This window comes from Psychrobacter halodurans (assembly GCF_017498075.1).
Classification (GTDB): Bacteria; Pseudomonadota; Gammaproteobacteria; order Pseudomonadales; family Moraxellaceae; genus Psychrobacter; species Psychrobacter celer.
This window is the reverse complement of record NZ_JAGBKN010000008.1, coordinates 100,703-113,945: the sequence shown is the minus strand read 5'-3', so window position 1 is coordinate 113,945 and position 13,243 is coordinate 100,703. Positions and strand designations below refer to the sequence as shown.

Annotated in this window: 13 protein-coding genes; 8 read left to right on the top strand and 5 right to left on the bottom strand. The window is 48.7% G+C overall.

What is annotated here, in order from left to right; genetic code table 11:
* Positions 1–154: 154 nt before the first annotated feature.
* The 5 genes from J3491_RS05630 to J3491_RS05610 all read right to left on the bottom strand — a co-directional run bounded on the left by J3491_RS05630 (position 155) and on the right by J3491_RS05610 (position 5,146).
* Complete coding sequence (locus J3491_RS05630) at positions 155–853, bottom strand: ZIP family metal transporter (protein WP_207969462.1); 699 nt, start codon at positions 851–853, stop codon at positions 155–157.
* Between the two features lie 209 nt (positions 854–1,062).
* Positions 1,063–2,337, bottom strand: coding sequence for a sodium/glutamate symporter (gene gltS, locus J3491_RS05625; RefSeq protein ID WP_198335943.1), 1,275 nt, complete (start codon positions 2,335–2,337; stop codon positions 1,063–1,065).
* Between the two features lie 88 nt (positions 2,338–2,425).
* Positions 2,426–2,767: a barstar family protein gene (locus tag J3491_RS05620; RefSeq protein ID WP_207969461.1), complete on the bottom strand. Its 342-nt coding sequence runs from the start codon at positions 2,765–2,767 to the stop codon at positions 2,426–2,428.
* Between the two features lies 1 nt (position 2,768).
* Positions 2,769–3,290, bottom strand: coding sequence for a guanyl-specific ribonuclease (locus J3491_RS05615; RefSeq protein ID WP_207969460.1), 522 nt, complete (start codon positions 3,288–3,290; stop codon positions 2,769–2,771).
* Between the two features lie 554 nt (positions 3,291–3,844).
* Positions 3,845–5,146 carry a glutamate-5-semialdehyde dehydrogenase gene (locus tag J3491_RS05610; RefSeq protein ID WP_201586961.1) on the bottom strand — a complete coding sequence of 434 codons (1,302 nt, stop codon included), beginning with the start codon at positions 5,144–5,146 and terminating at the stop codon, positions 3,845–3,847.
* A 381-nt stretch (positions 5,147–5,527) separates the two neighbouring features.
* Here J3491_RS05610 and J3491_RS05605 point away from each other — a divergent pair, with 381 nt between their 5' ends.
* From J3491_RS05605 to J3491_RS05570, 8 genes are all read left to right on the top strand, one after another.
* A complete protein-coding gene (locus J3491_RS05605) occupies positions 5,528–5,848 on the top strand; it encodes a hypothetical protein (RefSeq protein ID WP_207969459.1) in 321 nt (106 codons plus the stop codon).
* 316 nt (positions 5,849–6,164) lie between these two features.
* Positions 6,165–6,962, top strand: coding sequence for an ABC transporter ATP-binding protein (locus J3491_RS05600; protein ID WP_207969458.1), 798 nt, complete (start codon positions 6,165–6,167; stop codon positions 6,960–6,962).
* Between the two features lie 381 nt (positions 6,963–7,343).
* Positions 7,344–8,144 (top strand): transporter substrate-binding domain-containing protein, encoded by an 801-nt coding sequence (locus J3491_RS05595; protein ID WP_207969457.1) that lies wholly within the window; start codon positions 7,344–7,346, stop codon positions 8,142–8,144.
* 106 nt (positions 8,145–8,250) lie between these two features.
* On the top strand, positions 8,251–9,186 hold the full coding sequence (locus J3491_RS05590; RefSeq protein ID WP_207969456.1) for a transporter substrate-binding domain-containing protein: 936 nt from the start codon (positions 8,251–8,253) through the stop codon (positions 9,184–9,186).
* Between the two features lie 101 nt (positions 9,187–9,287).
* Positions 9,288–10,193 carry an ABC transporter substrate-binding protein gene (locus tag J3491_RS05585; RefSeq protein ID WP_207969455.1) on the top strand — a complete coding sequence of 302 codons (906 nt, stop codon included), beginning with the start codon at positions 9,288–9,290 and terminating at the stop codon, positions 10,191–10,193.
* A 499-nt stretch (positions 10,194–10,692) separates the two neighbouring features.
* A complete protein-coding gene (locus J3491_RS05580; protein ID WP_075101739.1) occupies positions 10,693–11,427 on the top strand; it encodes an ABC transporter permease in 735 nt (244 codons plus the stop codon).
* 12 nt (positions 11,428–11,439) lie between these two features.
* Positions 11,440–12,165, top strand: coding sequence for an ABC transporter permease (locus tag J3491_RS05575; protein WP_207969454.1), 726 nt, complete (start codon positions 11,440–11,442; stop codon positions 12,163–12,165).
* A gap of 60 nt (positions 12,166–12,225) precedes the next feature.
* Positions 12,226–12,942, top strand: coding sequence for a fumarylacetoacetate hydrolase family protein (locus J3491_RS05570; RefSeq protein ID WP_207969453.1), 717 nt, complete (start codon positions 12,226–12,228; stop codon positions 12,940–12,942).
* Positions 12,943–13,243: the final 301 nt, after the last annotated feature.

Genomic DNA, 13,243 nt, shown 5'->3' with positions numbered 1-13,243 from the left:
GTCAATTCATTCTAAAAATGACATAGCGCTGCTGGGATGAATTTTGCGCAGCCTCTGTGATAACAGCACGCAAGTAAAATTTATACCAGTAGCGCGTTTAGGTTTATAACAATTTTAATTTGAACTGACTATACAAAGTTATCTAATACACCTTTTAGCCACCAAGCTGGTTTAGAGCCAATGCTAAGATGAGGCCAATGGTGGTGCTAATACCCGCCCAATGGTTGCTGCGTTTGAAGGCGGTCGGGAAGACCTCGGTGGCCAAAGAGGCAATGACTGCCCCAGCGGCAAAGCAATTGATCGCACTAATAACGGCGTCATCGACATTTTTTAGCAGTATCTTGCCCAAGATAGCCGCCAGTGATAGCAAAACCGCGGCCCCAATCCAAAGCATCAGCACTTTTTTGTTGCTGGCACCGTTGCGGCGCATTTCTTTGGCACCACCTGCTGCTTCTGGCAGGTTCGATAACAAAATAGAGCCGGCCAGTGCCGCCACTTGCATGACGTTGCCGCTGATTAATGCCACACCCAGCGCTAAGTTTTCTGGGATGCCATCGAGAGTGATGGCCGCCAGCAGCCCCGAGCCGCCATCGGCATTGAGCTTTTCATCGAGTAGATAATCGACACTCGCAAATACCACTGCGCCCAACAGGGCAAAAGCTGCGGTAATCCAAACCCCGCTGTCAGTCACTGCCGGCTGCACCAGCTCGATGACCACTGATATCATTAGCGCGCCACCAGCGACCGCCAATAAATTCCCCTCAAGCCAGCTTGGCAAGCGGCCATAAAGCCCCCATAGTGCTCCGATAATCAGAGCGCCGGATACCACAACAATCACTGCAAATATCAACATAGTATGCCTCATTATTTTTATAAGGTATTGATAACGGCTGATGGGTTTTGTGTCATTAGAAGTTGCGTAACGACCGGGTTAGGTACTGTTAGCGCTCTGCTTTTTTATATTAAACGTCCAAAAAAACCTCAAACGCCCAAAAAAGCCCCGATTATAAAAATAATCGAGGCTTATGAAGCGCAGTTCAGGTTAACTTTTGATTAAATAGCTTACATAAACGGCAGTTTGATAAATATCTGTAATATCGTGGCGTTGACGATATCGACAAAGAACGCCCCAACCATCGGCACAATCAAAAACGCTTTAGGCGAAGGCAAGTAACGATCAGTGACCGCCTGCATGTTGGCAATCGCCGTCGGCGTCGCACCCATACCAAACCCACAGTGCCCTGCTGATAACACCGCCGCGTCATAGTCTTTGCCCATGACCTTAAAGGTAATCAGGTAAACATAGATGATCATAATAGCGGTCTGTACCAATAGGATGATCAGCACAGGGCCTGCCAGATCAGTCAGCTGCCATAGTTTGAGAGACAATAGCGCCATGGCCAAAAACAAGCTCAAAGAGGCGTTACCAAACACATCGATTGAGCGATCAAACATATCGAAGTTAAATAAAGTGGTGAGCACATTACGAATGATAACACCGCCTGCCAGCGCCCAAACGAAGGTAGGTAGCTCAAACCAAGTATCGGCGGCCAGCAGCGTCATCACATCGGCAAACGCCAAAGCGGCGGCAAATAGCGCCAACGTCTCAATGGTCGAGGAGGCGGTGATAAAACGCATACTGTCAGGTCTTTCAAAGATTTCTTTGTTACTATGGGCAGAGTCTTCATCATGTTTGGTGCTATAGAGCGATTGCGCCCCAGCGACTTTTTCGATATCACTAGGGTTGGGGTTGGCAGGGGTTGGCTTGAGACCGAGCCGCCGAATCAGGCGGCGCGCCACAGGGCCACCGATGATACCGCCTGCGACCAGACCATAAGTGGCCACTGCTATACCAAGTGTGGTCGCACCCACCACGCCATAGTCTTCTTCTAAAGTAATGCCCCAAGCGCCTGCGGTGCCATGTCCGCCCGTCAGAGCGATGGAACCTGTCACCAGCCCAAGCAGAGGGTCGAGTCCCAACACGCTGGCCATAGCGACGCCCACGATGTCTTGTAGCACGATAAACACCGACACCACGATCGTAAAAATCAGCAGCGGCGTGCCACCAGCTTTTAGGCGACTAAAATCAGCACTGAGACCGATGGAGGCAAAAAACATCAGCATGGTCGCAGTTTGGAGCCCCTGATGAAAGTTGAAGGTATAGCCCCACACCGTATTGAGAATATAGACCACGATTGCCGCGACCAAGCCGCCAGCCACTGGTTCTGGAATATTAAAATCTTCTAAGAATTTAATCCTTTTGACCAAAAAGCGCCCCATTAGCAGCACTAAAGTGGCCAGTATCAGCGTGTAATAGCCGTTTAAGGTAATTTCCATACGTTAATCCTTTCTATAAAAATAAATTAACCTGAATTCGGGATAAATATGGCTTTATCTCGAATTCAGGTTTGGTGATGATTTTTGGTTAAGCGGAGTCTGTCGGCGGTGTTATGACCCACAGTTGCGGCTTGCCAAACTCTTTATAGGCGTCCTCAATGATGCGTTGAAACATCGTAAAGTCTTTAGTCGTTATGTTGGTTACCGTCGTCAAGTCCAGCACAAGCTTGGTCACATCGCTGTCGGTCAAGCAGTCCCAAGCGCTGTCCCAGTTGTGCGAAAAATAACTGGGAAAGTGGCACACTGCTGCCAGACTGCTTAGCAACGTGTGCTTGTTGAGTACGTCAGCGATAGGGATGACAGTTGCCTGCTGTAGCGCGTTATCGTGCTCGGTGCTGTCAGGATTGACATAATAAATGGCTTGGCTCATGTTATTTTACTTCCAGTTTGCGAAAGCTATCGTAGTGGTCCACGGTCAGATAGTAGATGGTGGGCGGATGACCGCCTGTGACGATACGCCTAGCACCGCGGTGCGATACGCCGGGTGTGGGCACAGTGTACTCACGGTAATAGCCTTGTGTCTGTATCGGTAGCCTGCCTTCACGGTTATAAAAAGTCGAGCCGTCTTTATGCGGATAAGGAAACGGCCCGCCTTGTCGAATCAGCGCGATGGTATGATCTATTTGCGCGTCACCGGTGATAGGGCTGGCGCTGTTAGCTGGCTGCGATAGGGCAGCCGAGTCGATACTCGGATCAGGCTTGGCACTATCGCGATACTCGGCGACCGCAGCACCTTCAGTGTGATCGACCAATGCCCCAGTATTTATATCAGCGAAAAAATAAATCGCCGCGACAATCAGAGCCAACACACCAAATAACGTGGCACGTGGGCTGTTATTGTTTTGCTTGCCGCTTTGCATAAGGGCATCGTCCTTTAGGTCGTTGGAAGCCATTGACTACTCATCACATGATGGGACTACTTATCACATGATTGCTGATCTCAGCAAAGCCTATCGCATGATGGTTTGCGCCACAACTGATACGGACGTGAGCAAAACGTTATCAAAGGGTGGGTTTATATCGTAAGCTCGGCTCAAAATCAACACCTTGCTCATGGCGGAGATCAAGGTAATAACGCGGTAAGAGTATGCTAGGGCGTGTCCTCAACTCAATCGATAGCCATCTAATTGGGCTAAAAATAGCTAAATCTGGCCAAACGGTGTCAAATAGCTGACTAATATCTCAATATTATCTGCGCTATTTTCCTTGTTTGACGGCGACTTATCTCATTTTTGTCGCCATTTTTAAAATGAGGACACGCCCTAGATAGATAAAAGTTATTTTTTGTTTGCTACCCCTGGCTGCTGAACACCACACAGCAGCAATTTAACAAAAAACGCCAGCAACTTAGCTGACGTTTTTGGTGGATTATACGTGAAGTTAGGCGATGGATGATAGGTTTGCGTCCAATTCGCCTTTGATAAGTGGTCGATAAATATGTGATAAGTTACGCGCGCGTCTCGCCGTGACCATAGACGATCCATTTTTGTGAGGTCAGACCTTCGAGCCCTACAGGGCCGCGCGCGTGGATTTTGTCGGTTGAGATACCAATCTCAGCACCCAAGCCATACTCAAAACCATCGGCAAAACGGCTAGAAGCATTGATCATCACACTGGCCGAATCAACCTCACGGATAAAGCGCTGCGACTTGGTATAGTTGTCGGTGATGATAACGTCGGTATGATGGCTGCCATGGGTGTTGATATGTTCAATGGCCTCGTCGATACCAGATACCACCTTAACCGCCAAGATAGGGGCCAGATACTCGGTATCCCAGTCCTCGCTAGTGGCTGCTGATAGATGACCTTGCAAGGTCGCATTGTCATTTAAGATGGCTTGTGCCTTATTATCAAGGCGCAGTTGCATGGCGTCATCCGCTTTTATGATGGCTTCGGCAATCTTTGGTAACAGCTCACTTGCGACATGCTCATCGACCAATAGTGTTTCCATGGTATTACAGGTGCCATAACGGTGGGTCTTGGCATTAACACTGACTTTAATCGCCGTTTCGGCATCGGCATCGCTATCGATAAAGGTATGGCAGTTACCATCTAAGTGCTTGATGACCGGTACTTTGGCATCGCGGCTGATGCGCTCGATCAAGCCTTTGCCGCCGCGAGGTACGATGACATCGACGTAGTCTGTCATGGTGATCAGCTCACCGACCGCCGCGCGATCCGTCGTTTGTAAGACCTGCACGCTGTGCTCAGATAGGCCGACCTTTTTTAGTCCTTGTAGGATACATTTGGCCAGTGCTTGATTGGACTCAAAAGCTTCAGAGCCACCGCGCAAGATGATGGCGTTACCTGATTTTAGCGCCAAAGAGGCGGCTTCTAAGGTGACGTTGGGGCGCGACTCATAAATCATACCGACCACACCGAGGGGGACGCGCATTTTGCCTAAATGAATACCAGAGGGGCGGTAGGTCATGTCAGTGACCTCACCGATAGGGTCAGGCAAGGCCGCCACGTCTTTTAGGCCTTGTAACATACCATCGAAGCGCGCGTCGTTTAGCTCAAGGCGATCTAGTAGCGCGGTGTCCAAGTCGTTTTTTTGACCGTTGTCCATATCGATTTTGTTGGCGGCCAAGATGTCTGATTTGGCGTTTTTTAGTGCGTCATGAATCGCCATCAGCGCCGCGTTTTTATCGCCAGTATTGGCTGCCGCGAGGGCACGTGAGGCGGCGCGCGCTTGCTTGCCGACCGTTTGCATATAAGCGGTAACGTCTGTGGTAGTGGTTTGAGTCATAAATATGTCCTTATGGTTATCAGTGTCTGACAGGGCGATCAATGCCATAAATAATAAAAGCGCCTAGCAAGGCAAAAGTTTAACAAATATAGAAGGTTAAATGCTCAGATGGCATTGTGCTATTTAACATAGAGGAGATTGCCTCGATAGTAAAGACGATTTTGTGAACAGCGCCCGCTTGACCGCATCTATTTGTCGACTTTCAGCGGTGTGTCAGGGGCGGTTACATGACAGTTACCTGTTTTTAACACAATTGTGCTGTAACTACTAAGGTAGTCAAACGACATCGTTAGTATAGTGAAGGGTCAAGTAGGGGGCAGCCGAACGCCAATGTCCCTGTTAAATGAATCAATATACTCTGTACTAATGAGGAAGAATGACATGGCTATGCTCTATAAAATGGACAAAAACTGGCTAACTGTTGGATTGGTGGCGGCAGCCTTGACACTCAGCGCTTGTGGCAAAAAAGACGATGCGCCGATGGAGACCGAGCCTGCTGTCGACGCACAAACCACAGTAGAGACCGAGGCGACGGGTGTTGCGACTGCAAAGTCTTCTGATGATGTGGCAGTGGCAACTGCTGATACCAGTGTCGACGACGCAATGGCGGTAGGTGACAATGACGATGTCGCGGTGGCAACTGCTGACGATGCCGAAGTGCTGGATGGTACAGAGAGCTCAGAGCACATCTCGACTTATTAAGCGGTCTGACTAGACAAGATAATTAGATGATAGGTGGTGCCTGATGTTTTTTGCAGATAAGTAGGCATCAAAGCAAGTAGGCGTCAAAGGCGATAAGATAACAGCACGCCGAGCCTGCTAAAGTGATAAAATAGCGCCCAGTGCTGTCGATGCAGACTGGGTTTTTTTATGTGGGTAAAGGGCGGCCAACGTGGTACACGGGCCAAACGCCTAGGTACCTGACATAGATAATATTTGCCTTTTTGCTGCGGAATAAGAGACAATGGCACATTTTTATTCGTGTTTTCACTCATATTTATTGGAAGTCTGCTAAACCATGCTTGATACTGCAAAAAATCCGACTCGGCCTATCGCCTTAGATTTACAAGATATCCATAAAAGCTACGGCTCATTAGCAGTGCTAAAAGGGGTGTCGCTCACCGCCTATGATGGTGATGTTATCTCGATTTTGGGTTCGTCCGGCTCAGGCAAATCTACGTTGCTGCGCTGCATTAACCTATTAGAGAAGCCCAATCAAGGTCGTATATTCATCGGTGATGAAGAGCTGATGCTAAAGCCTGCCAAATCAGGCGAGCTACAAGCGGCAGATCTCAAGCAGTTAGAAAGCTTGCGCGCGCGCGTGGGTTTTGTCTTTCAAAACTTTAACTTGTGGCCGCACAAGACCATTTTGCAAAACATCATCGAAGGCCCGACGCAGGTCCTAAAAATCAAAAAAGACCAAGCCATCAGTGATGCCGAAAAACTGCTCGACAAAGTAGGGCTGCTTGACAAAAAAGACGCCTATCCGGCCAATCTCTCTGGTGGTCAGCGTCAGCGTGTCGCCATCGCCCGCGCGCTTGCCATGCAGCCGCAAGTACTGCTATTTGATGAGCCGACCTCGGCGCTCGATCCTGAGCTGGTCAATGAGGTACTGGCGGTGATGCGCGAGCTGGCAGAAGAAGGGCGTACCATGCTCATTGTCACTCACGAAATGCGCTTTGCTCGCGAAGTCTCAAGTAAGGTGGTGTTTTTACACCAAGGCATCATCGAGGAGATTGGCACGCCTGAGCAAGTATTTGACAATCCTACCTCTGAGCGCGTCAAGGACTTTATGTCCTCTCATCGCCAAAACTAGCCGCATGGCTGCTATGCACTGTATTACAAAACTAAAATAGCATTAAAAAATTAGGATAGCGCGGTCGTTGCTGTCCTAAAGCGAGTTAACTAATTAACTAAGCCTGAAAACCACCTCTATAATAAAATCTAGCGCTTGGTCATGATTTTTAGTCATGGCTATGTGGTCATTAGCATTGATGGTTTATTTCTCAACAATAACAGTCCGTATGTAAAACGTTTGTTTTTGATATTTTACTCAGGTATTATCAGAAGGTTTATAGGCGGCCGTGCATGACGGCTGTCTGTCTATTCTGCTATCTATATTGCTTGTCTGGCAGGGACGTCAGAGAACAAAATATCAGAACCCTATATCAAAAACTCATCAGAATTTAAGGAATGTATGATGTCGAATTCTCGCCTATTGTGGTCGTCGATGACCGTTACTGCAGCGTTGATGCTGAGCGCTTGTAGCCAACCAGCCAATGAAACTGCTGATACCAATGCTGACGCACCGGCAGCAGAAACCGCTGGCAAGACCATTCGTATCGCCACCGAGGGCGCTTACCCTCCTTTTAACTATACCAATGCCGATGGTAGCTTGGGCGGGTTTGATATCGATGTGGCCAATGCGCTATGCGAGCAAATGCAGGCGGATTGTGAAATCGTCGCTCAAGACTGGGACGGTATTATCCCAGGTCTATTGGCACAAAAATACGATGCGGTAATCGCAGGTATGTCTATTACCGCTGAGCGTCAAGAAAAAGTAGACTTTAGCGAGCCATACTTTGCCAACACCATGGTTTGGCTGACCAAAACCGATGGTAGCTTTGATCCGACCTCGGTCGAAAACCTCACGCTCGGCGGTCAGCGCTCGACCACGCCTGGCGCTTATCTACAAGATAACTACGAAGGCAAAGACGGCAACACCGTCCAGTTGTACGACAACTACGACAACGCTTACTTGGACCTAAAATCAGGCCGTAGCGATGCGGTATTGGCCGAAAAAGTCTCAGCCAAATCTTGGCTGGCAGACAATACCGAAGGCTTTGGTATTGTAGGCGACGAAATTGACAATGACGATAATATTGCCATTGCCGTGCGCAAAGGTGACTCACTCAAAGAAGACTTTAACAAAGCCCTGAGCGAAATCCGTAGCAACGGTGAATTGGCGCGTCTTGAGCAGATGAATTTTGGTCAATAAGCTGTCGGGTGTGTCAGCAAACGAATACTGACCCGCCTTATAAACAAACAGTAACCCATAAGTCATGAGTGACAAACGGCTGGTAAATATATTAAGGAATAACCCTATGACAATTTCAATGACTCGCTCTATGAGCAAAAAAACCCTTTGGCTTGCGCCATTAAGCGCGGCCATGCTAATGCTGGCAGGCTGTAACAATAGCTCGGCACCAGCAGACAGCGCCGAGGCAGATGCAGTAGACGCCCCATTAAACATCAAAATCGCTACCGAATCGAGCTACAAGCCTTTTAGCTATACCGATGCTGATGGCAAACTGATCGGCTACGAGATTGAGCTGGTCGATGCCTTATGTGCGCAAATGAAAGCAGAATGTGAAGTCATCTCACAAGACTGGGATGGCTTGATCCCAGGTCTCAATGCACAAAAATTTGATGCCGCCATCGCGGGTATGTCTATCACCCCTGAGCGTAAAGAAGTGGTGGATTTTAGTGACCCTTACTTTCACAGCGGTATCATCTTGATCGGTAAAAAAGGCGATGACCTCGCTATCGATGCGCTAAAAGGCCAGCCGATTGCGTCTCAGCGCTCAACCGTTGCCTCACAGTATCTACAAGATGAGCACAGCGATGCGGATATCAAACTCTATGACACGCAAGACAACGCGTATCTAGACCTTACCTCAGGTCGCGTGCGCGGTATGATGTCTGATAAAGTGACAGGTATTGACTGGCTAAAAACAGAAGCTGGGCAAAACTACGAAGTCAAAGGCAATGAGATCAGCAGCGACGATGATGCGATGGGTATTGCTTTTCGTAAAGGCGATCCGCTAGTAGCGAAGTTTAACAAAGCCTTGTCTGAGCTAAAAGCCAACGGCACCTACGATCAAATCACGGGCAGCTATTTTGGCACCAGCTCAACTGCCGCTGCGCAAAAAGCCATCGCCACAGAAGGTGTGGAAGAAGTGCTGGTCGTTGATGATGGCGATGTCGATGCCAATGCGGTCATCGCTGACCAAGAGCAAGCAGAAGCCGCAACGAACTAATCTTACCGCTCATCGCTATTTGGGCGCATAGGGTCATCTCTGTGACTACTGGCGTAGGGTAGCGATGGGTATTGTTTTTATCACAACTCTCAAGGATGATCATGAATAATCGTTTTGACCACCGCCGCGCCGTCGCCACTGTACTTGCCAAAAGCCCTATCAGCGTACGACGTTGTTTAGCACCGTTTGTCGCGATAAGTGCGCTTGTTACGTTGGTCGGTTGTGGTAATAGTCAAAATGAAACCGCCTCTGATGACCCTCAAGACACAGCCGCCGCCGCGACAGGTGAGGTGCTGCGTATCGGTACCGAAGGTGCTTATGCGCCGTTCAACTATACCAATGCTGATGGCAGCCTTGGCGGGTTTGATGTCGATATCGCCAATGCCATCTGCGCTGACATGCAGATGACGTGTGAGATCATGGCGCAAGACTGGGATGGTATCATTCCAGGACTCAAGGCAGGTAAGTACGATGCCATCGTCGCGGCGATGTCGGTCACACCTGAGCGCGCCAAGCAGGTGGCATTTACCGAGCCATACTTTAGTAATGCGCTGGTGTTTTTGGCCAAAAAAGACAGCAGCTTTGATCCTACCAATAGCAGCGACATCAATGCGCACTCTATCGCCGCTCAGCGCTCGACCATCTCATCGCAGTGGCTGGAGAACGCCTATCCAAAGGCCGATATCAAGCTGTATGATACCTTGAGTAATGCTTTTTTGGATTTGGGCTCAGATCGCGTCGATGCCATGATCTCTGATAAACTGCCAGCGCTAGAGTGGCTCGGCTCGCCATCAGGCAGCAATTATGCGCTCAAAGGCGAGGAGATCGATATCAATGATAACTTTGCGATTGCCGTGCGTCCTAACGATGAAGCCTTGCAAGCCAAAATCAATCAGTCACTGGCCAATCTCAAGGCCAATGGCACTTATGATAAAATCAATGAAAAATACTTTGCCGTGCCTACCAGTGCAGCGGCAACGCCAGCAGTAGATGACGCAGCGCAGTAAGCTTGTCGCCACATGCTTGGTAAAACCACAGGTCTGCTGAGATATTTTATGGCGTGGTTGTCTTTATAAGGTCATTATAAAGTCATTATAAAGTCATTAGCTATTAATTAGTCAGCACAAGGACATTGCCATTGGATTGCCAGTGGCGATGTCTTTTTTGTTTTGGGCAAATCGGTGCGTGATGGCTACAAAGAAGGGTCGACTTTTATCAAATCTATCTGATTTGTTTGCTATTTATCCTGATAAGTGTCTATTTAGGCAACGCTTTTACGTCTGAGTGTTAACATAGCGGCGAGCGAATATGATAAAATCAGCGCTCATTTCTACTGTGTCAATTACCGTCGCCATAGTCGTATGAATATCACGTCACTCTATGACGCAAAAAACCGCCCGTCTATGCGGTTTTTTATACGACTATCAGCCGCGCTCAGCTATTGATGCTGATTCTTTTAACTCATATTTTGCAACTTGCTAATATAAAGAGACTGAGTGGATAATTGTGTTTGATTTACAAGGATTTGGCGCGCTTTTATTAAGCGGCGCTACCGTCACCATAAAGCTTGCGTTGACTAGCCTAGTCATCGGCATGGCTTTGGGCTTGCTCGGCGCGACAGCAAAGATGTCCAATATCTGGGTGCTGCGTAAGCTGGCGACTGTCTATACTGCCACGATGCGCGGCATACCTGAGCTGTTGTTGGTGCTGTTTATTTATTATGGCGGCTCCATACTGCTGATGAGCATCCTCAAAAAATTTGGCTATAACGATTATATCGAGATTAGCGCGTTTTGGGGCGGGGTCATGGCGCTCTCGATTGCTTTTGGTGCTTATGCGACCGAAATTTTTCGCATGTCGATTCAAGAGATTCCAGTCGGGCAACGCGAGGCCGCGCAAGCGATTGGTATGCGTCCGCTGCAGACTTTTTATCGTATCACTTTGCCGCAAGTGTGGCAGATTGCCTTGCCAGGTTTGGGCAATTTGTTTTTGGTACTGCTCAAAGACACAGCGCTGGTCTCAGTTGTGGGTCTCAAGGATATCATGTATCAGTCCTCGCGGGCCGCGCAGTCGACACAGCAGCCATTTACGTTTTATATGGCGGCGGCCATTATTTATTTGGGTCTGACCATGTTGATTACCGGTTTTATGATGTGGCTTGAGTGGCGTGCCAATCCAGCGGCGCGCTACGCCAAAAAAATCAGCCGTCAGTCAACACAACGTCAATCGACCATAGGGTAGAGGAGAGAGACTATGGATTGGAATTGGCAGGTCATCTTTGACCATATCCCTGATTTGATGGGTGGTGCGGTGCTGACCGTACAGCTGGTGGTGGTATCAGGTATTATCGGATTGTTTTTTGGTCTGATTTTAGCGCTGTTACGCCTATCGAAAAATTGGGCGATACAGGTATTACCGTTTTTATATATTTTCTTTTTCCGTGGCACGCCGCTGCTGGTACAGATATTTTTGATTTATTATGGTCTGGGTCAGTTTGAGGCGGTGCGCGACTCGTTTTTATGGGAGCCGGTACTCAGTCAAGCTTACTGGTGTGCGATCATCGCCTTTACCATGAATACCAGTGCGTATTTGGCAGAGATCATTCGCGGTGCGATTCAGGCCATTCCCGTAGGCGAGCTAGAAGCTGCGGATGCGCTGGGCATGTCGAAGTGGCAAAAGCTGACCCGCGTGACACTGCCGCGCGCCTTTGGTATCGTCATCCCTGCTTATAGTAATGAAGTCATCTTTATGCTAAAAGGTAGTGCGCTGGCCTCGACCATCGCTTTGATGGACATCACAGGGGTGGCGCGGACGATCAGTGCGCGAACCTATACCTTGATGGAGCTGTTTTTTGCAGCAGGTGTCATTTATCTGCTATTGTCGTGGGTGATCTTGTTTAGCTTTAGAATGTTTGAAAAACGTATGAATCGCCATGCCAGCTATGTACCACCCGATGTGGCAACCAATACCATCCCTTAAGGATATCAGTCAGCATCGCCACTTTTGATGTTTGTGAATAACTTGCTATGAGAGCCGAGTATGAGTCAATCGCCCCATATGTCGCTGGTCAATGCCATCGCCGCCAATGCCAATAATGATGAGAGCATGACCGATGCCAATCAAAGCTTGCGTGCGCCGATTGGTAAAGTGGTTTGTGTCGGTCGCAATTACGCCGCGCATGCTCGGGAGCTGGGCAATGAGGTACCTACCTCGCCGATGCTGTTTATGAAGCCCGCCTCTTCGGTGGTATCTATCCGCCAAGGTGTGGTCCGTCCAGATCCGGCAGTATTTGGTGACACGCACTATGAGACCGAGCTGTGTATCCAGCTGGCAACGGACTTATCTGCTGCGACGATGGAGGAAGCAACGCAAGCCATCGGTGCGGTGACGGTGGGGCTGGATCTGACTTTGCGCGATTTGCAATCTGAGCTAAAAGCAAAAGGCCATCCATGGGAGCGCGCCAAATGCTTCGATGGCGCTTGTGTGCTGGCTGACTGGCTCGATCCCCAAGCGTTTGGCGACTTTCGCAATGTCACCTATCAGCTGTATATCAATGATAGCCTCAAGCAAGACGGCGATACTGCTTTGATGCTGTTTCCGGTATATGAGCTGCTGGTCAATATCAGTCATGCCTTTAGCTTACAGGCAGGCGATGTGATTATGACGGGTACGCCAAGTGGTGTTGGGGTGTTACATGCTGGTGATACGCTGACCCTAAAGCTTGGCGCGCATGAGTGGCAGGCAGAAGTACACTAGGACATTGCCTAGCTAGTGCGTACTTTATCTAATGAGATTGTCTAAAAAATCCCAAGTGACCGCTTGGGATTTTTTATTGGCGCTGTTTTTTATGAAAACGACTTTTGTGGGATTGGTTTTTATAAGAGTGTTTTAGGAAGCTATTTGATGAGCATGGTTGACGCTTATCTCTGTAACAATCTAGCAGCCTTTGGTGGGCCGCTGAGTGATAGATTGAGCGGTTATTGTCAACGTACTGTCATAAATGCTCGGTAGACTTGTGCGTAACTTATATCGTTGTGGTGGATTTGATAAAGCCGCA

What these genes read in the sequence shown, in the direction of transcription:
- J3491_RS05630 (WP_207969462.1), bottom strand. Translation starts at nt 853, where the DNA reads ATGTTGATATTTGCAGTGATTGTTGTGGTATCCGGCGCTCTGATTATC.
- gltS (WP_198335943.1), bottom strand. Translation starts at nt 2,337, where the DNA reads ATGGAAATTACCTTAAACGGCTATTACACGCTGATACTGGCCACTTTA.
- J3491_RS05620 (WP_207969461.1), bottom strand. Translation starts at nt 2,767, where the DNA reads ATGAGCCAAGCCATTTATTATGTCAATCCTGACAGCACCGAGCACGAT.
- J3491_RS05615 (WP_207969460.1), bottom strand. Translation starts at nt 3,290, where the DNA reads ATGGCTTCCAACGACCTAAAGGACGATGCCCTTATGCAAAGCGGCAAG.
- J3491_RS05610 (WP_201586961.1), bottom strand. Translation starts at nt 5,146, where the DNA reads ATGACTCAAACCACTACCACAGACGTTACCGCTTATATGCAAACGGTC.
- J3491_RS05605 (WP_207969459.1), top strand. Translation starts at nt 5,528, where the DNA reads ATGGCTATGCTCTATAAAATGGACAAAAACTGGCTAACTGTTGGATTG.
- J3491_RS05600 (WP_207969458.1), top strand. Translation starts at nt 6,165, where the DNA reads ATGCTTGATACTGCAAAAAATCCGACTCGGCCTATCGCCTTAGATTTA.
- J3491_RS05595 (WP_207969457.1), top strand. Translation starts at nt 7,344, where the DNA reads ATGATGTCGAATTCTCGCCTATTGTGGTCGTCGATGACCGTTACTGCA.
- J3491_RS05590 (WP_207969456.1), top strand. Translation starts at nt 8,251, where the DNA reads ATGACAATTTCAATGACTCGCTCTATGAGCAAAAAAACCCTTTGGCTT.
- J3491_RS05585 (WP_207969455.1), top strand. Translation starts at nt 9,288, where the DNA reads ATGAATAATCGTTTTGACCACCGCCGCGCCGTCGCCACTGTACTTGCC.
- J3491_RS05575 (WP_207969454.1), top strand. Translation starts at nt 11,440, where the DNA reads ATGGATTGGAATTGGCAGGTCATCTTTGACCATATCCCTGATTTGATG.
- J3491_RS05570 (WP_207969453.1), top strand. Translation starts at nt 12,226, where the DNA reads ATGAGTCAATCGCCCCATATGTCGCTGGTCAATGCCATCGCCGCCAAT.